At 44.4% G+C, this 17,643-nt stretch carries 18 protein-coding genes and 1 pseudogene; 3 read left to right on the top strand and 16 right to left on the bottom strand.

Features of this window, described 5'->3' with window-relative positions; translation table 11 throughout:
- Window positions 1–95 precede the first annotated feature (95 nt).
- Genes J5A52_02990 through J5A52_02980 form a run of 3 tightly spaced genes read right to left on the bottom strand, consistent with a single transcriptional unit; the run spans window position 96 to window position 2,714 of the window.
- The gene (locus tag J5A52_02990; GenBank protein QUB37094.1) at window positions 96–716 is read right to left on the bottom strand and encodes a hypothetical protein; all 621 of its coding nucleotides are present in this window, start codon (window positions 714–716) and stop codon (window positions 96–98) included.
- The gene (locus tag J5A52_02985; protein ID QUB37093.1) at window positions 713–1,300 is read right to left on the bottom strand and encodes a hypothetical protein; all 588 of its coding nucleotides are present in this window, start codon (window positions 1,298–1,300) and stop codon (window positions 713–715) included. The genes J5A52_02990 and J5A52_02985 overlap by 4 nt, the downstream gene beginning before the upstream one ends.
- Window positions 1,293–2,714: a hypothetical protein gene (locus tag J5A52_02980; protein ID QUB37092.1), complete on the bottom strand. Its 1,422-nt coding sequence runs from the start codon at window positions 2,712–2,714 to the stop codon at window positions 1,293–1,295. Before J5A52_02980 ends, J5A52_02985 begins: the two co-directional genes overlap by 8 nt.
- A 250-nt stretch (window positions 2,715–2,964) precedes the next feature.
- On the opposite strand from J5A52_02980, the pseudogene J5A52_02975 reads away from it, so the two are divergent.
- Window positions 2,965–3,685: pseudogene (locus tag J5A52_02975) on the top strand (IS1595 family transposase).
- A gap of 26 nt (window positions 3,686–3,711) precedes the next feature.
- On the opposite strand, the gene J5A52_02970 reads toward J5A52_02975, so the two are convergent.
- The 5 genes from J5A52_02970 to J5A52_02950 all read right to left on the bottom strand — a co-directional run bounded on the left by J5A52_02970 (window position 3,712) and on the right by J5A52_02950 (window position 6,833).
- Window positions 3,712–4,182 (bottom strand): hypothetical protein, encoded by a 471-nt coding sequence (locus tag J5A52_02970; GenBank protein QUB37091.1) that lies wholly within the window; start codon window positions 4,180–4,182, stop codon window positions 3,712–3,714.
- 971 nt (window positions 4,183–5,153) lie between these two features.
- Window positions 5,154–5,522: a hypothetical protein gene (locus J5A52_02965; protein QUB37090.1), complete on the bottom strand. Its 369-nt coding sequence runs from the start codon at window positions 5,520–5,522 to the stop codon at window positions 5,154–5,156.
- 72 nt (window positions 5,523–5,594) lie between these two features.
- On the bottom strand, window positions 5,595–5,792 hold the full coding sequence (locus J5A52_02960; protein ID QUB37089.1) for a hypothetical protein: 198 nt from the start codon (window positions 5,790–5,792) through the stop codon (window positions 5,595–5,597).
- Between the two features lie 170 nt (window positions 5,793–5,962).
- Entirely contained in the window at window positions 5,963–6,457 is a 495-nt protein-coding gene (locus J5A52_02955; GenBank protein QUB37088.1) for an ATP-binding protein, read from the bottom strand.
- Between the two features lie 142 nt (window positions 6,458–6,599).
- Window positions 6,600–6,833 (bottom strand): hypothetical protein, encoded by a 234-nt coding sequence (locus J5A52_02950; GenBank protein QUB37087.1) that lies wholly within the window; start codon window positions 6,831–6,833, stop codon window positions 6,600–6,602.
- Between the two features lie 156 nt (window positions 6,834–6,989).
- Here J5A52_02950 and J5A52_02945 point away from each other — a divergent pair, with 156 nt between their 5' ends.
- A complete protein-coding gene (locus J5A52_02945) occupies window positions 6,990–7,919 on the top strand; it encodes an IS1595 family transposase (protein ID QUB37086.1) in 930 nt (309 codons plus the stop codon).
- On the opposite strand, the gene J5A52_02940 is transcribed toward J5A52_02945, so the two are convergent.
- From J5A52_02940 to J5A52_02925, 4 genes are read right to left on the bottom strand one after another with little or no spacing between them, the layout of a single operon-like run.
- Window positions 7,850–9,679 carry a histidine phosphatase family protein gene (locus J5A52_02940; protein ID QUB37085.1) on the bottom strand — a complete coding sequence of 610 codons (1,830 nt, stop codon included), beginning with the start codon at window positions 9,677–9,679 and terminating at the stop codon, window positions 7,850–7,852. The genes J5A52_02945 and J5A52_02940 overlap by 70 nt on opposite strands.
- Window positions 9,680–9,691: 12 nt before the next feature.
- Window positions 9,692–10,648 carry a glycosyltransferase family 2 protein gene (locus J5A52_02935; GenBank protein ID QUB37084.1) on the bottom strand — a complete coding sequence of 319 codons (957 nt, stop codon included), beginning with the start codon at window positions 10,646–10,648 and terminating at the stop codon, window positions 9,692–9,694.
- A complete protein-coding gene (locus tag J5A52_02930; protein QUB37083.1) occupies window positions 10,648–11,517 on the bottom strand; it encodes an aminoglycoside phosphotransferase family protein in 870 nt (289 codons plus the stop codon). The genes J5A52_02935 and J5A52_02930 overlap by 1 nt, the downstream gene beginning before the upstream one ends.
- The gene (locus J5A52_02925; GenBank protein ID QUB37082.1) at window positions 11,510–12,079 is read right to left on the bottom strand and encodes a hypothetical protein; all 570 of its coding nucleotides are present in this window, start codon (window positions 12,077–12,079) and stop codon (window positions 11,510–11,512) included. The genes J5A52_02930 and J5A52_02925 overlap by 8 nt, the downstream gene beginning before the upstream one ends.
- A gap of 579 nt (window positions 12,080–12,658) precedes the next feature.
- Between J5A52_02925 and J5A52_02920 the strand changes: the two genes are divergently transcribed.
- Window positions 12,659–12,799, top strand: a complete 141-nt coding sequence (locus J5A52_02920; protein ID QUB37081.1) for a hypothetical protein — start codon at window positions 12,659–12,661, stop codon at window positions 12,797–12,799.
- A 287-nt stretch (window positions 12,800–13,086) separates the two neighbouring features.
- On the opposite strand, the gene J5A52_02915 is transcribed toward J5A52_02920, so the two are convergent.
- The 4 genes from J5A52_02915 to fusA all read right to left on the bottom strand — a co-directional run bounded on the left by J5A52_02915 (window position 13,087) and on the right by fusA (window position 17,550).
- A complete protein-coding gene (locus tag J5A52_02915; protein QUB37080.1) occupies window positions 13,087–13,812 on the bottom strand; it encodes an amino acid ABC transporter ATP-binding protein in 726 nt (241 codons plus the stop codon).
- Window positions 13,805–14,506, bottom strand: a complete 702-nt coding sequence (locus tag J5A52_02910) for an amino acid ABC transporter permease (protein QUB37079.1) — start codon at window positions 14,504–14,506, stop codon at window positions 13,805–13,807. The genes J5A52_02915 and J5A52_02910 overlap by 8 nt, the downstream gene beginning before the upstream one ends.
- Window positions 14,503–15,324, bottom strand: a complete 822-nt coding sequence (locus J5A52_02905; protein QUB37078.1) for a basic amino acid ABC transporter substrate-binding protein — start codon at window positions 15,322–15,324, stop codon at window positions 14,503–14,505. The genes J5A52_02910 and J5A52_02905 overlap by 4 nt, the downstream gene beginning before the upstream one ends.
- A gap of 138 nt (window positions 15,325–15,462) precedes the next feature.
- Window positions 15,463–17,550: an elongation factor G gene (fusA, locus tag J5A52_02900; GenBank protein ID QUB37077.1), complete on the bottom strand. Its 2,088-nt coding sequence runs from the start codon at window positions 17,548–17,550 to the stop codon at window positions 15,463–15,465.
- Window positions 17,551–17,643: the final 93 nt, after the last annotated feature.

The following is a 17,643-nucleotide window of genomic DNA, read 5'->3' as shown; positions in this document are numbered from 1 at the left end:
TCTGCAATTCTGCAATAACTTAAATATTCTGCGATAGTTCCCGCAAAACTTGAGCTGTATGTATAGCATCTTTTAGTAGAACTAGTAAATAAAATCTAGAGATTGGCAGTAGAGCTATTTCTGTTCATGAAATCTCTCACCGCCGCCTCTAGCCTCGTCCATGATATCTCGCTATATTTGCGCTCCTCCTCATTTAACTCAAAGAAATTTTTACCATCAAATTGAGGATAGCGTGTAACAGTGCACTGCCAAATCCCAGGCTGATACTGTTCTGGGTTGTACGTCTCTTGAATCTCTCCTTGATCACCTTCAACTTGCACCGAGAATAGCAGCACACCATCATTCGCCAGGGCAATGGCCTCGTTCCATAGTATTGCCCGTTCAGTTCCTTTTTTATCTTTCATAAGTTCAAGCAAAGCTTCAATTCTATCAAAATCTGTCGCATCAGCTTGACCGATAAACCGTTTTGTAAGCAAACCATTCCAATCATTGCCTAGTGCGGGTATGAGCACGCCGCCGTCAGTGGCGACCGCATGGCAGTGGTAAATCTTGGAGACTTCGATAGCCTTCTTCTCGGCATTTTCGCAGAAAGTTTTGCCATCTTCTTCTATGTCAACTTTCTTACTCTGCGGGGATATATCGTTAAAATATTGACTAAAGATTTGTCTCAGCTTTACTATTTTATGAGGATTTGTTGTTGCTAGGATTAATTTCAAAACTGCCTCCTTATGATATTGTACATACGTAAATAGTTTTCGGCGTCGTTCCTGGAACTCCATGTGGGGTAGAATAAGCCGTCGAACTTTCGACTGGATAGTATCTCGTCTTGCAATGTTAGTTCCGCACGCAAATCTCTACTTGGTCGCAGAGGTTGTGTAATTGAAAGCCAGGAACCCCTTAGCTCATCTCCTATTATAATTGGTGCGACAGAGATTTTACAATCATTTGTCATAGCGTAGGAGTAGTCTTCAATGACCTCGTCTAATACACTGAATGATACAGGTAAGACCTTTGTTGTGATCGTATCGTTTGGTAAGGTCTCAGTGTCGTTCGCGTAATAATAATGTTCACCAATTTGGCTGTACCGCCAACCAAGTTCACCTAATTTTGAGTGTAGATGAGTAATATTTCGGAAATGATAATCTACACCGTCTTCCTCGTTAGCTCTAGCTGGTCGCGTAGTGTAGCCGACGACCATGTCGGCGTATTCTAGTTTGCGTGCCATATATTTAGCCACTGTGGTTTTACCGCAGCCTGAGACGCCTGGGATGAGGTGTAGGTTTCTGATTACTTTACTCACGCACTGTCTTTCCTAGCCCAAATTTTATAGAGTGCTGCTTTTCGATCTTTAGAGATTCACACCATTTTTCATAGAGACTATCTAAAGAGTCGGTTAAGCTTTGGTCTTTCTTGAAGCATAATATTTTTGCTGTCTTTAGTACATGATCTGCGTCTCCAGATATCTTTAGAAACGAACCAAAAGGGCATATGTCAATAGACAGGAACACTTTGCTAGTAGCATAGGTCATTCTGATTCTTTCAAAATCTTTGACATTGTGATATTTCTTGTCTTTAATTTTTATGGCAGAAAGAGCGTTGTCGTAACTATCGCCACGATACAAGATGTCATTAATAGTTGTTCTTATATGCTTTTCTTTTGATATCCGATACTTTGTAGAAACTTCGTAGGTGATTTGTGTTTTTGCAATCATCTGTCGGAGTCTTATTTTGTTGCTGGAATTATTTTTTTGCCAAAAAGAATCATTGAGACAACAAGTCTGCACATAATTTGCTTCTATGTTTTGCATTTCACTTAACAACTTTGATAAATTCTCTATAAGAAATCGCATTTCAGCGACCTTTTCGCTGCGTCGATAATGAGTATTAATGAATATTGTTTTATCTCTTAGGGCAGGAAGAGGTACTAATTCTTTATTTTTATTTAATCGTAGGAAAGTTTCAACTGTTAGCAAGGTTGGGAATTTAGAACTTGTCTTCAATGCAATTTGTTTATTGTTGGCATTTACGCTATGTTGATACACTGTTTTGTTTCCTAGATTTGATTTAGTAAACTTGTGAGACAACTCTTTTACTAACAGTACGCTGCGCATTCCCCCTGATGTAGTTGCTCCTTTGGTCTTAGCGTACATTGGCATGGTTGTTGTGTACATTGCTTCCATGCCTTTTTCTCGATAGTATTTGGCAACTAAACCATCTAATATGCTTATAGCATTTTTTGGACTGCCGGGCAGTAAGTATAACCGAGTTACCTCTACAGCCTTGCTCGGATCAATTCCATGAGCCAGCAGTGCATCTTGCTTATATTTTTTAATGTTCAATCCCCATTCTATCGTCTCAACACCCCAAGGAATATCATCTCCAGTAAAGTAGAAGCCAAATGTATCGCCGGTTGCGCGTGCATGATGGATATAGTGCAACTTTTCCGTAAAAAGCCTAATGGTGGCATCGTCAGTTATTTTACGAAACTCAACTTCAATAGTTCGACCAAATCCTGTTGCGTATAGTCTATTTTTATCGTGCTTCAGCTCAAGCCTGTCTCGCGTATTCAAATCCTTACTGCGATGGTTAAAACCGCGAAATAAGTACTCACGATCACTTACGCTACTCAGCCTATTTTCGATAATTGCATGTTGTTCGCGAATAACCTCATCAATTGTTTCGTCGGTAATATCATTTGGGTCATATGTAGTCAAGCGAAACAATGTTTGATGTTCAAGGTCCTGCGGATCAAATAATCCGCTCGGTAGCTTAGGATATACGCGTTTGCGAAGTTCTCCAATAAGCCTGCTAGATTGTCATTCTTCCTCAAGCGAATATTCAATGAGATTTAAGCTTAGTTGATTTTGTTCTCTCTGTAATCTACTTAATGATAAATATGTCATAATCTAATATATTTAATTGGTTCAAGACTACTTTAACCCCATCATCTATACTAAATAACAGATGAGGAATAGGTATCTAAAACGTTCACATATTTCAGAGGCTAAAACCAGGCAGATTGTTAGGCTATTTTGTGAAGATATCACGGCTACTCAAATAGCCTCTTTAACCGGCGTGAACCGCAATACAATCAATCGCATTCTGACGCATATTCGAACCGTTATCGCCAAGCGCTGCGAGGCCACCTCGCCACTCTCTGGCGAAGTTGAGATTGATGAAAGTTATTTTGGACCATGTAGAGTACGTAGCGCACATGATATACATAGTCTCCGTAGAGCTAGTAACAAAGACTAAGATTATTGTCTTTGGTCTATTAAAGCGTCATGGTAAGGTATATACCCAAATAGTACTTAGTACCTATACCTCATGTTAGCCTAAGAGACTCTAAAGCAGATTGTACGAATGAAAGTACAGCTAGAATAGTACTATCTACAGTGATGGTTGGCGTAGTTATGACGGGTTAGTTGACTGGGGATATAAGCGTCACTACCCGTGTAAATCATGGTAATAATGAATTCGTTAATAAAAACAATCCTAAAAGAACCATATCAATGGCATAGAGAACTTTTGGGGCTTAGCAAAGGTGCGTCTAACCAAGCTACGAGGCTTAAGAAAAGACTATTTCAACTTACATCTCAAAGAGTGTGAATTTAGGTATAATATGAGACATAAAGATATGTACCATGAGCTACTTAAGATGCTACGAAAGGAAGCGAGTGACTAGGCTAAAGTAGGCTTGAACCTTATTTATTATCGTGTCGGCGCCGTCCACGACCATGCGCCTGCGCCAAAAATCGTATCAGCGATATGCGCCGCCGCTTTGCTGCCGAGAATGCGCGCCGTGGCGGCAACCTTTTCGTTTGCTGCTTTGCTTTCGTCTTCGGCATTTGGGCGGAACTCGACGGAAAGGCGGTACGGCATGCCGGTATGCCCCCAATCAATCGCCGCAATGTCGAGGCGTTCCGGAGCGACGCTGTAGCTGCCGTCTTCGTCACGCGGCGTTTTCGTGCCGCCGTAGCCGTACGGCACGCAGATTCGGCTGTCATCTTGCTTGATCGCAAGCGCGCCGTCTTCGCTCCGTGCAACGTGGTATCTCGCAAGCAGCGCGCCGAGCCGCTTGCTCGTCAGCTCGCACGCTGGAATTACGCGCCGCGCCGTCCTGCCAGCCAATTCGGTGCTGCCAGCAACCTGCCCGCACGCTGAGGCTATTTGTTCTGCCATAATTTGTTACCTATCGCTACGCCAAGTCCCTGTGTAAGAAGTAATGCCTATCTTTTTATTACAGCAATTAGCATGATGATTGTCAATAGCACAGGAAGCGGAGGTTCACCCAACGAATCCAGAAAAGAACAGCCTCTTTAGTCTAAGATAAGTAGTGTAAACAAACCTAGTTTTAGAGAGGAGACTGTTCTAATGAATAGTTTAGCAGATATTCCATCAGAATATCATTGCCACCGTAAGTTTTATCGCTGCGTCTGGGGAGAGGTTTCTTGCAAATATTGCGGTAGCCAAGCAATTAAAGTTGCGGAAGAACTATGAGTACTGTCCAGATTGCAAAAAGAAATACTCTGTTAAAGCAGATACCAAGGTATTCTCTTATTGCAATCTAACCCTTAGGCAAATCATTATCCTAATTTGGTGTTGGCAGCAGAAATGCAGCATAGGAGAAACGATCAAGATTGCTGGCGTTAGCTACCCAACTGTACGGAAGGTGGCTAGCGCGCTTTCGAGCTTCCCTGAAGCCTTCTGAAGCTATTTTAGAGGGTGCTTGCGAGGTAGACGGGCAGCTTCTTTGGCAAGAAGAAGTTCGGGCCAAGCAGCGATTAGTAATCGGCGCTATAGATCCTAAAAGGCAGCGCATTAGATTAAGAATTATTCACCGCAGAGATAGAGAGAATGCCCGAGCGCTTCCGTGCAACAAACCATCCGGGCAGGCAGCCTAGTCTTAACAGATGGATTTAGCGGCTATAATGAATTGCCCGCTCTAGGTTATGAATGGCTAGCCTGCAATCACTCTACTGGCTTCTTTGGATCCACTAACCATATAGAAAATCTCTTGGAGTGTAATTAAGCGAGCGCTGCGCTATATCTACCGAGACCTAACCTTTAATCTAAACGACCTAGGACTTATCCTAAGAGAATACGAAAACCGCTACAACAACCCCGATTTGTTCTATAATGTAGACAGCTACTTAAAGGCTAGGGCTTGTTATGGATTCGTTTGGTGAACCCGGCACCAGTTTGGTATTGATAAAATCAACCGTGGCGTTCTGACGCTTGACATAGTCCGTCGCACCCTCTAGGTTCTTCACCGCGTCGATATCTTTGTTTGACACCGTTCCTGAGCCGCGGGCGGTTCCTGGATTGGTGCGCGGATTATTGCCCAGCGTGAAGCCGGCCTTGAGCGTTTTGTCTAGCGACTGCGCCGCCGCGTCGGTCGAATGCTTGATGGCAAATCCACTCAGCATAATCGTCGACATACACAGCAAAATCGCCAGCAAAATCAGCGTTTTGAGTTTTTTCCTGGTGATATACAACCAGGCACGTTGTACAAATGGCATAGATCTCCTTTCTTGGTTCTATGTCAGTGCAGCAGGCTCGTGTGAAGGGAATGTGAAATGGACGGGAGTTATCTATCCAGCCTTGGCTAGCTTCTGCTGTCGCCTAATGGCACCTTGAGCAGCAGCACGAATTTTCTTCGGATCTTCAAGGGCTTTCTTCATTTTGTTTTGGCGAGTTATCGCTGCTTGCTTTTTGATTCTATTTCTTAGAGAGTTCATTTCTGCCGTCTTTCTAAGTTTATCCATGTGGTTTATTTTATCATTTTTCATATAAAGCATCAATGTTAGGCCACGTACTTCTCTTGTAGCTAACCGTACCTTCTTGCCAGCGCTTCTCGATAAATTCAACTACAACCGGCAATCCTTTCTCGACAAACTCGCTTTGAATAATTTTAAGATTCTTCCTTATCCCTATTATCGTCTTGTCAAATGCTTCATCCTTAATCTCTCTTTTGGTTTTTTTCTCTGCGAATGCGCGTATATTCTTTAGCCTGTTCAATATCCTCAACTAACACAACGATATATACAAGATAGCCATGGCGAACAGCGCGCCGCACATTATTAATTGCTTTAGCACCAGCGAATGTACCATCTAGAATAAAATTGTACCCGTTCCTAAAAGCACGATCCAAAATATTCTCAACAATTCTATTACCAATACTACGAAATCTGCCATCTTCTTCTGGCGTATACTCTTCAAAAACAGTGATAATCTCATCCAGATCAATTCGTAGAGCATCGTGCTTGAATATCTCATTTTCTTCGATGAACGAGCTGATATATTCCGTTTTACCAGCACCCGGCACGCCAGCCATAATGAGAGCCAGCGAGAAATCAACGCCTTCTTCGCGCGGTTTTGCCTTTGTTTTATCAAAAAACGCCTGTGTTGCTTGGCGTTTTATTGTAGTGTTAGGCTGAGTCAAGGAGATTTTCATACTACTCTTCAGTATATCAGACAGAGCGAAGTGCTGTTAGTGAACTAGGGTCGCCCACACATTACAACCTCATACCTAGATCTCCTATCTTGAGAAAAAGATTCACGATGCAAGAGGCAAGATTAGAGGCGAGATTATCTACTTACTTCTTCTCCAGCGCTGCGACTCGTTTCTTCAAATCATCCAGTTCGGCGCGGAGTTCGCTGGTGCTTGCTACGGGGCTGTTTGGTTCTGTATTTTCAGTTTTAGCGTCTTTCTCTTGCTGAGCTTTTTGTTTCTTGCTTGCTTTTACGGCAATATATGTAGAGATAGCGCTACTTGATACTACGATAATAATACCTATCATAGATACTATGTCTAGAGGTTTGATATTCATATGTATTCCTTTGTTTATGATTTATTAGATAGGCTTATTATACACCCTGCTGATAGCATACGGCTAGTAAGTTGACATTCGGGTACTCTAAACTAAAACGGAACATCCCATATACTTAGAGATGTAAAGCAACTAAGTACAGAAAGGACGCTCCGTATGTCTAACATACCAAACTTTGCCAGCAATAAGAAGTGCTGGAGGCTTATCAACAAGCTTGTCTTTGGGGAGGAGGTGTCGTGCCCGCTCTGCGGGTGCGAGCTGCAAGAAAACTACCTCTCAAGATATCTCTGGTGCAAAATATGCCGCAAAAAGCTCAGAGCCACTGCCTGGCATGGTTCCTGGCTGTATGGCATGAAGCTGTCGTCCAAACAACTATTCAAGCTAATCTGGTGCTGGCAGAATCGTAAAAGTGTTGAGGCAGCTATACTGTTTGCTGGCGTTAGTTATCCAACTGTAGCTAGATGGTTCTCCCGCTTTCGAGAGAACCTGCCAGACGCTGCAACAATGCTAGAAGGCTTAATCCAAGCCGACGAAAGCTACTTCTCAAAGCTCAAGAGTAAACAAGCTACCTACATAGTTACTGGCGCCATTGAGCAGGATACCGGGCGCTTAGCCTTGCGTATAACCGGCGGCTTCCATGACGGACGAAGCCAAGATGTGCTTGAACAGTTCATCCAAGACAGCGTAAAACCAGGCAGCCTAATTATTACCGACAAATGGTACGGTTACGACGAATTACCGCTCCTAGGCTACGAGCATGAAAGCCACAACCACAGCAGAGGCGACTTTGCTAATACCAACAAAGCTGAGCTAATTTGGAGCGTAGCCAAGCGCCACATGCGCAAACTCTACGGACAACGCATCCTAACCCACCAACTAGAAGAACTCTGCAAAGAATGGATGGCAAGAGCCAACCAGCCAGAACTGCTCGCCAGCCCAATAGCATTCCTACGGTTTACTATGGCTTTACGGGTTAGTTGGGTGAACCCTAATAGGTTCACCACCTTAGCTATATATTACAAATACTCCTTAACTATCTTATCCGCTAATTCTATAGCCGATTTTATCGTATTCTCAAGGTCATAGTACCTATATTCGCCCAACCTACCACCAAAAAGCACTCTTTTGTCTTTGTATTCTTTTTCCGCTAAAAGTTTATACTTCCTATACAGTTTTTTATTCTTTTCATCCTCAATTGGATATATCCGCTCCAGTCCCCTGGTGTATTCAACCGGAAATTCGTAACCAACAATCGTCTTACTACTCTTCGCCTCAGGATGAAAATGTTTATATTCTGTAACTCGCGTATATTTGTATTTCTTTTGCGGGTAATTAACGACGGCAACAGGCTGAAATTCATCCATATTCTTCTTGATAACTTCGAATTTTAACGATCTATAAGCTAGCTCTCCGAGCGAAAACTTAAAGTATTCATCAATAGCTCCAGTGAATATTTTTAAACTACTGTATCCGTTCTGTCGCTCAATTTTTTCAGATTCAACAAGAAAATCTGCATTATAAATAATATCGATGCTTCCGCTGTATGTCTCATTGGCATGGCTCACAATACTCTTAAAGAGGTCATCGTAGCTTGTTTCTGGAATTCCCTGGAATTGACCAGCAAACGCCTCATTATTATCATCCCATCTGATTTGATACCGGCTGAATAAATCAGGAGGCAGAGTTTCAGCCAATCGTCCCCACTGTTTTTCGGTATAGTTTTTAAAAAATGATTCAAACAATTCTTTCCCAAAAACGGCGTAGCCAGCTTCTTTTGCATTTTTTGCCTGAGATACTTCAATGCCGCCAGTACGCTTAGATATAAACTCTTGAGCGGCTTTTGGTGTTAATTTTTTATGATAATAATCATTAATCGAGTTCAAGTTTAACGGCATATCATAATAACTGATCTCGCCTGTCTCGTCTTGGACCAGCGCCGCTTTTATTTTGTGCACATAATTATTGAGGGGTTTAAACTTAGATACATATTTATGTATTTTCTCATCCTTGATATGAAAGATATGCGGACCAAAACGATGCACTTCGATGCCAGTCTCTTCATCAATATACGATGAGCTGGTACCGCCGATGTAGCTCTCTTTCTCTAAAATTAGCACGTTTTTTCCTGCACTAGCTAGCCTCTCCGCACAAACTAGACCAAAAGGACCAGCGCCGCCAATTATTACATCGTAGTGTTTCGTATTCTTTGACACAAAATTATTGAGCTTAAAAACCTCTCTTCGTATATGACCTAGCAAAGGTCGTTTTATTTCATGCGTACGAAATTCACCGTTGGCAATTCTAGGACGATGTTCACTGCTATTTAAAATCGCGTTCTCCATCGCGCGTATCGGACCGGCATGAGAAAAAACGACTACGTGGACATTGGCATTATTGATGTACTTTTCACACAATTCATTCAAAAACCGGTAATTTCTCATCAAAAATTCGTAATTATTCTCGCCGGTTTTACCCACCCTAAACAAATTGTCGCCATCTTTTTTAAATTTCGAATACGCCTCGTCAATCTTTTCTTGGATATGACCCACATTCTCTTTGCCAGAAAATTTTCCGTAATCAAGTTCTCTAATTCTGGGGTCAATGGCAAGTTCGTCATTAGATTTACCGATCGCCTTCATATAAACTTGAGCGCTGTGGACAGTACGTTTCAGCGGCGAGCTGATGAAGATAACGTTTTCGACCGCAGAAGGTCGGAACTCTAGAGCAGCCTTTTTTATCTCCGCCACGCCCTTGTCGGTTAGGTAAAACTCATCGTCCGCGCTGCTGGATAAAATATTCAATTCGTTACTTTGACTGTGCCCGTGTCGGATAAATGTTATTTTCATGGTTCCAAAACCTTATTTAAATCTATTATAAATCTTATAAAAATCAACAAAATAGCTCATCAGCAGGACTCGTTTTGTACTAAATCGAATATTCCCATCAAAAAGCATCGACACCCTACTGCGCAGAATAATGTCCTTGCACTTCTTGTAGATGTCAGGGGCTTTTTCAACATCTAGTTGTCGTAATATAACTATCGCTTCAATTGCTATTCTATTTTTAGCAGCTTTAATTAGTTTAGGATATTTATTCGAAATGTAAATCAAATTATCTTCGGCATATTTTATCGAAAGCAGCCTTTCAGTTGTAAAAATCTTTCTTTTAGTAACTGAGTTCTGGTTCTGCAGGTAAAAATAGCCCACATAGTCCAAGAAAACAATTTTGCTAGCCATAATAAATCCATGCCAAGCCGAGTAATAGTCATTGCTGTAATTGCTTTTAGGAAAAATGTAGTTTTTGAATAAATGTTTTTTGAATAATTTACAGGCTAAGCCGGTGGATGTTCGGCGCATATAAATCAGCTCTTTCAAGCCACCTTCTTGATCCGTTTCAAAATACTCGTGATTAACGACCCCTGTTTTAGGCGCCTCTTCATGCTTCTTTATTTGCTTTATTTTACAGGCGGCAATATCCGATCCAGTTCTAGATATCGCCTCGTTAAGGTTCTTTATATAATCAGCAGCGATAATGTCATCACTATCAATAAATGCTAAATATTCACCGCGCGCCTTGGACAGCGCAGCCTGACATGCCGCTCCATAACCCTGATTTTTTTGTTTATAATACTCGATTCGTTTATCATTTCTTGCATAACGCAATATGATATCTTCAGTGCCATCTTCAGACCCATCATTTACAACTATGATCTGCAGATTACGATATGTTTGCTTAACCACGCTTTGTAAGCATTTGTCTATAAACTCCTCGGTGTTATAGGCTGGTATTATGACGCTTATCAACTTATTGTTCATTAAATACAATCTCCTGGAGGTGATATCGGACATAAGTCCTCAATGCACCTCTTAATGTTTATTATTCTCTTCTTAAAATCAGGATAGTTTCTGTAATTAAGCAATAGATAACTCATTGAAGAAAGAGCCTTCCAACCAACCATTCCTTGGTATAGGGCAGCATCCCACTTCTCATCACCTTTCATAACATCGATCACCGACTGTACATCAACGCGCACATCATCACCGCTCAGATATCTCAGGTGCCAAGCGGCTACATCATAAAGCGGCGGCCCGGAAGATGCCGAATCTAAATCTATTAACTTCAGCTCTCCCTCATACCTAACAATATTATTTGAATGTAAGTCGCCGTGAACAAAACCCGTCTCGCAATCACCGATGCGTTCGGCATACATATCAACGTGTGCCTGATAATAGTATTTTAACCAGTTTCGCAGACGAGCAACCTCATCGTCAGTTGATAATTCAAGACGATCATTGACGTAATCATAGACCTTAAGCTCACGTATTTTTGTCAAAGAATTTATAGCAATATTTGCCGCCTCGTTCAATAAGTTCGCAAATTCTTGAGTACTAGCTCTACTTATCTCTGTGTCTGCAAGTGGATACTGAGACACAACAACGCCGTCATATATAATAGGCTCGGGGGTTAGCGGCGATAGTACGATGTTCGAATTTTGCGCAATTTGCCAGCTAAGCCTGTGTGAATATGCAATGTCTTGCGGCGTATCGTCTAAAACATTCTCTGCAGATACTCGATAGACAGTACCTCGACTGCTGGATTTCATAATCGTATTACGTCTATCGTGAATTACTTCACTGTCATCAGGAATTATGCCTGCTCCGCGCAGTCTCTCTATATTATGCATGCTCATCCCTTATTTTTGTTGATGATATGTCTTTAGTAAATCTCCTCTCTGCAACTGTCAGGTTTGGATGCTTCATAGTAATTTTTTTATAGCCTGGTCGATTTACGCAAATAACCCTATTCTTATCGATGTATTTGCTAATATTAGATGCATTATCTGACCCCATAATTAAGATCTCTTGTGTGGGTTTTATTTTCAGTAGTTCAGACACGTCTTTTATGATTTCAAGTGTCATTTCTTTCACATCGTCTTTTCTACACGTTAAGTCATTAACTATGAACGGGGTGTCGGACTTGTGCGCACGCATCTTATGCGTCAGGTGACTTAGTCTTCTACCTATACCCCAAGCATCATTACCTATTTTTGATTTGACACTACTGTCGTTGTGCAAACAAAAAATTAAACAGTTAACCTGCACTCCCATTTTCTCAATCCTGTCTAAGGCGCTGAGAGAAACATCTAGATGGCCATCATGAAAGGGGGCGAACGACCCCAGGAATATCAATACGCATTGGTTTGGACAGACTTTTATACTGCCAACCACTTCAGATAGACTTTGCATCTCAAAATCTCCAGATTGTTTTCTTAGTCTTACAGCACTATTATATAAAAATCAATCATACATGAGCAAGATCCATTAACCTAAACCAGAACATCCCGTAAACTTAGGAGTGAATAGCAACTAAGTGAAAGGAGATGTTCCTAATGCCTACCATACCAAAAGTTTGCCAGTAACAAGAAATACTGGCAGATCCTTAACAAACTAGTCTTTGGCGATGAGGTGTCTTATCCTCGCTGCCATAAGGGTCTTCATGAAAACTATTGCAACAAATATCTGTGGTGTAAACTGTGCCGCAAGAAATACTGACCTACCAGCTACCAGGCTAGTTGGTTATACGGCATGAAGCTAAGTCCCCGGCAGCTCTGTTCATCCTGCTCTACTGCTAGCAAACAAAACGCTCAACGGAAACGTCATACCTATTAGCTAGCGTAAGCTATACTACTGTTCGGCGCTAGTTTACCCGATTCCGCAAGCAACTGCCTGGCAGCAGCAAGCTCACCACCATGCTGGAGAGTGTGGTACAAGTAGATGAAAGCTACTTTGGCAAGAGGCGATCCAAACAGCCTCAGCACATCGTAGTTGGCGCTAAAGATACTACGACTGGGCGCATTGCCCTACGCATTACCGGCAGCCGGGGATAGACAATCGCTTGAACAATTTGTTCAGGATTACATCGTAGCAGGCAGCCTAGTGGCGAGTGACAAATGGTGGGGCGTATGACGAGCTAAGAACTACTTTGGCTACGCTCATGAGAGTTGGAATCATAGCAAAGGGTGCTTTGCCAGTACCAACCAAGGAGAGAATGTCTGGAGCGTGACAAAGCGGTATGCTCGGGAAGCTGTTCGGCGGAAGAATCCTGACGAGACAGCTAGACTCTCTTTGCCAAGAATGGATGGCAAGAGCTAACCAGCCAGAACTGCTCGCCAGCCCAATAGCATTCCTACGGTTTACTATGGCTTTACGGGTTGGTTGGGTGAACCCTAAGGATTTTCTTTACTATTTTTACGCTAATTCGTCAGCGCCTCGAAAAACGAGCGGACTTTGGCGTGGCGCGAGTGCTTGATGACTTTTTCGGGCGTGCCGTCTTCGATGATCTTGCCGCCGTCCAGAAAGATAATGCGCGAAGCGACATCGCGCGCAAACGACATTTCGTGCGTGACGATCACCATAGTAATACCGGTACTGGCGAGCTTGCGAATAACCGCTAGCACTTCATCGACCATTTCCGGGTCGAGGGCGCTAGTTGGCTCATCAAAGAGCAAGACCTTTGGCTGCATCGCCATGGCGCGCGCGATCGCAACGCGCTGCTTTTGCCCGCCCGATAAATGGCTGGGAAATTCGTTGGCCTTTTCGCGTAAACCGACTTTTTCGAGCGCTTCAAGCGCGGTTTGGCGCGCTTTGCGACGCGACAGCTTACGCACTTTCGTAAGCGCTAGCATGATGTTATCAATGACATTCATATTCGGGAACAAGTTGAACTGCTGAAACACCATACCGATGTCGGCGCGTACTTGGTTGAGATTTGTATGCGGGTCGGTCATATCGATGCCGTTCACCCACACGCGCCCGCTAGTCGGTGTTTCGGTCATGTTAATACAGCGCAGCAAAGTGCTTTTGCCACCGCCGCTTGAACCAAGAATTACAACAACTTCGCCTTGATCGATTTGCAAATCAATCCCTTTCAGCACGTGGTTTTTACCGTATTTTTTGTGCAAGTTTTCGATACTAATCACTTTCTTTTAGTCTCCTTTCGACGCGTCGCATCAGGCGCGTGAATATAGTCGTGAGCCCCAAGTATAGTAGTGCAGCAGCAAAGAGCGACTCAAATGCCGTGGCAGTTTGGAAGCGAATATTATCAGCACCGCGCATGAGGTCGTTCATACCGATCCAGCCGACGATTGAGGTTTCTTTTAGCAAGGTGATAAATTCGCTAATGAGCGCCGGCAATGAAGTTTTCAGCGCTTGCGGCAGGACGACGTAGCGCATCGTTTGCCAGCGGCTGAGCCCCAGCGACCGCGCCGCTTCGACTTGCCCGCTGTCGACGCCCTCAATGCCGCCGCGGATAATCTCTGCGATATACGCGCCGCTGTTGATACCAAAGGCTAGGCTCGCGATCCATAGCTTCGACACGCTGCGGTACGAGCCGAACACGACGTAGTACATGATCAGCAGCTGTACGAGCGACGGCGTGCCGCGGATAATGACGGTGTAGATATTTGCCAGCCACGCCACTGGGCGCCAGCGCTGCAAGCGCGATGGTTTATAGCGTTTGAACGGCTGCCACTGCGATTGCTGCATAAGCGCGATTATTAGCCCGATAGCGATACCAATGATCGTTGAAAATACCGTAAGGAGCAGCGTAACCTCTAGTCCGCGCGTCAGATATAAATAGCGCTCGTCGCCAAAGAGGATTTCAAACGTATTCATGATGCGCTTACTCCAAAATGCTTTTTAACGAGCGCGTCGTAGCGTCCATCTTTCTTCATAGCTTTGATACTATCGTTCACTTGCTTGAGCAACTCAGCATTACCCTTCTTAATAGCGATAGCATAGTCCTCTTTCGTTAAGTCGCGCGCCAGCATGGTGAGGTTCGGGTTCGTCGCTAAATATTGCGTCGCTGGACCGTTGTCCATGATTGCTGCGTCGATACGCCGCGCATTCAGCTCTTGCATAACATTTGATGTCGCGGGCAATTGCACGACCGACGCACCTGTAATCTTATGCGCGAGCGTATCGCCCGTTGTGCCAAGCTGCACGCCGATACGTTTACCCTTCAAGTCATCAACCGACTCAACCGTCGAGCCAGTTTTCGGCACGACAACCTTTTGCGCCGCCGAATAGTAGGTAGTAGAAAAGGCAGCGTTTTTGGCGCGCTCCGGCGTGACAGTCATACCGGCGGCAATTAAATCAATCCGCCCTGCCTGGAGCGCCGGCAGTAAACCGTCAAACGATATTTCCTCAATCTGTAGCGAGCGGTTCGTGTCTTTAGCGATTTCACGCACCAAATCGACATCGAATCCAACAACATTTTGTCCGTTTTTGTACTCAAACGGCTTGAAGCCGGGATCAGTGCCCATGATTAGCGTTTTCTCAAGTCCGCTACCCGACGAACTGGTGTGCTGGGCACTGCCTGGATTGATTTCAGTGTCCCAGTACATATAGCCGATTGCTATAGTTACAAGCGCGCCAAGCGTCAGCCACTTTATCCGCGCAATTGCCTTCTTCTGTTTTGCTGCCCACCGCATATAGTTTTAGTATAAGCGGATAGACAGATTAGCGCAAGAGCGTGCTTGCGTATCGTCTTTTGTTGACCGACACAAAATGAAAACCGAGGGTGTATGATAACCCCTCGGTTCTGCGAACTGCTGCAGAAAAACAAGCGACTATTTTGAGCGCTTCTCAATAATTTCCTGCGCTACGTTCGGTGGAACTTCTTCGTAGTGCGCTAGCTCCATCGTGCTGGCAGCACGACCCTGGCTCATGCTGCGAATGTCGCTGGTGTAGCCAAACATATTAGCGAGTGGCACAATCGCTTTGATAAGTTTTGCACCGCCCATCAAGTCTTCCATCGCCTCAATACGACCGCGACGCGAGTTCAGGTCACCGATGATGTCGCCCATAAACTCTTCTGGCGTCGTCACCTCAACATGCATAACCGGCTCAAGCAGTACCGGATTGGCCTGCTTGATGCCAGCGCGTGCTGCTAGACTACCCGCCAAGCTAAACGCCAGCTCGCTGGAGTCAACATCATGGTAGCTACCGTCGTAGAGCGTGGCTTTGACATCAACCACCGGATAACCCGCAATAACACCGCCGTTTAATGTTTCAACGATACCTTTTTGCACCGCCGGGCGGTATTCCTGCGGCACCACGCCGCCTTTAATCTCGTCGATAAACTCAAAGCCCTTTCCGGTTTCGTTCGGCTCAAAGCGTACCCATACGTCACCGTACTGGCCGCGGCCACCGGACTGCTTAGCATGCTTACCCTGCACCTCCGCTGTACCCTTAATGGTTTCGCGGTAGGCAACTTGCGGCTCGCCGACATTTGCTTCAACATTAAACTCGCGCTTCATACGGTCAATGAGGATTTCGAGATGGAGCTCGCCCATACCGGACATAATTGTCTGACCAGTGTCTTCGTCGGTATGAATGCGGAATGTTGGATCTTCTTCTGCAAGGCGCTGCAGGGCAATACCCATTTTTTCTTGATCGGCTTTCGTTTTCGGTTCAACAGCGATTGATACCGGCGGGTCAGGAAACTCAATTGACTCAAGTGCGATCGGGTGCGCCGCATCTGCTAATGTGTTACCGGTGTACGTATTTTTTAAACCAACGACCGCAGCGATGTCGCCTGCGCCAACTGAATCAATATCCTCGCGCTTATCGGCATGCATACGTACAATACGCCCGATACGTTCTTTCTCGCCCGTTGTCGTGTTAAGCACGTAACTACCAGCTTTAAGTACGCCCGAATACACACGGACAAAGATCAGTTTACCAACAAACGGATCAGCAGCAATCTTAAACGCCAGTGCCGCCATCGGTTCTTTGTTGTCCGGCTTACGACCGACTTCATCACCCGTCTTTGGGTTTTTACCCCAAATCTCATCGACATCCAGCGGGCTTGGCAAGTAATCTGTCATGATATCAAGTAGTTTTTCGACGATCACACCGCGACCATCGCCGCCCGTCACTAGGAAGAAATCGCCTGCCAGTACGCGCTTACGTAGCGCCATCTTTAGCTCGTCTTTCGTAATTGACGTCTCGCCTTCATCAAGGAACTTCATCATCAAGTCATCGTCGGCTTCAACGGCATTTTCAACAAGCAAGCTGCGCGCGTTCTGTGCTTTTTCCAGCATATCTGCCGGGATTTCGCCTTCAATCAGCTCATGATCAGTGTAATCTTTGTAGGTGTACGCTTTCATTTCAACCAAATCGACCACGCCGCAAACGTCCTTTTCAAATCCAATCGGCAAATGAATCGGGAATGCTTGCTTACTAAGGCGCGTATGGATGCTTTCTAGCGATTTGTAAAAATCGCCGCCCGTTTGGTTAATCTTATTGATGAAGCAGAGGCGTGGCACGCCGTATTTATTCGCCTGGCGCCAAACTGTCTCAGACTGGGCTTCAACACCCATTTTGCCGTCGAATACTGTCACCGCGCCATCAAGCACACGGAGCGAACGCTCTACTTCGGCCGTAAAGTCAATATGTCCCGGCGTATCAATAATATTTATCTTATGACCCTTCCAGAAGCATGTTACGGCCGCCGATGTAATCGTGATGCCGCGTTCTTTTTCCTGTGCCATCCAGTCGGTCGTCGCACCGTCACCATCGCCTTTCACCTCACCGATTTTATGGTTGATACCAGTGCGGTACAAAATACCCTCAGTCGTCGTCGTCTTGCCTGCATCAATATGCGCAATAATGCCAACATTTCTAAAGTTTTTTAGTGGAACGTTCGTTGCCATGGGGTTTCCTTTAATTTAAATAATATTATCCGAGTTTTTGGCTATTTTTTGCCACCAAAAAACTACTCTTAGCGGTTATTATACCAGATTTAT

This window comes from TM7 phylum sp. oral taxon 349 (assembly GCA_018127705.1).
Classification (GTDB): Bacteria; Patescibacteriota; Saccharimonadia; order Saccharimonadales; family Saccharimonadaceae; genus Saccharimonas.
Note: the sequence above shows the minus strand (reverse complement) of the source record. Positions and strands in the feature narration are given on the sequence as shown.

Coding starts and splice junctions, on each gene's coding strand:
- J5A52_02940 (QUB37085.1), bottom strand. CDS start 9,679: ATGAAAATAACATTTATCCGACACGGGCACAGTCAAAGTAACGAATTG.
- J5A52_02925 (QUB37082.1), bottom strand. CDS start 12,079: ATGCAAAGTCTATCTGAAGTGGTTGGCAGTATAAAAGTCTGTCCAAAC.
- J5A52_02935 (QUB37084.1), bottom strand. CDS start 10,648: ATGAACAATAAGTTGATAAGCGTCATAATACCAGCCTATAACACCGAG.
- J5A52_02960 (QUB37089.1), bottom strand. CDS start 5,792: ATGAAAAATGATAAAATAAACCACATGGATAAACTTAGAAAGACGGCA.
- J5A52_02930 (QUB37083.1), bottom strand. CDS start 11,517: ATGCATAATATAGAGAGACTGCGCGGAGCAGGCATAATTCCTGATGAC.
- J5A52_02955 (QUB37088.1), bottom strand. CDS start 6,457: ATGAAAATCTCCTTGACTCAGCCTAACACTACAATAAAACGCCAAGCA.
- J5A52_02965 (QUB37090.1), bottom strand. CDS start 5,522: ATGCCATTTGTACAACGTGCCTGGTTGTATATCACCAGGAAAAAACTC.
- J5A52_02905 (QUB37078.1), bottom strand. CDS start 15,324: ATGCGGTGGGCAGCAAAACAGAAGAAGGCAATTGCGCGGATAAAGTGG.
- J5A52_02970 (QUB37091.1), bottom strand. CDS start 4,182: ATGGCAGAACAAATAGCCTCAGCGTGCGGGCAGGTTGCTGGCAGCACC.
- J5A52_02910 (QUB37079.1), bottom strand. CDS start 14,506: ATGAATACGTTTGAAATCCTCTTTGGCGACGAGCGCTATTTATATCTG.
- J5A52_02945 (QUB37086.1), top strand. CDS start 6,990: ATGTCTAACATACCAAACTTTGCCAGCAATAAGAAGTGCTGGAGGCTT.
- J5A52_02950 (QUB37087.1), bottom strand. CDS start 6,833: ATGAATATCAAACCTCTAGACATAGTATCTATGATAGGTATTATTATC.
- fusA (QUB37077.1), bottom strand. CDS start 17,550: ATGGCAACGAACGTTCCACTAAAAAACTTTAGAAATGTTGGCATTATT.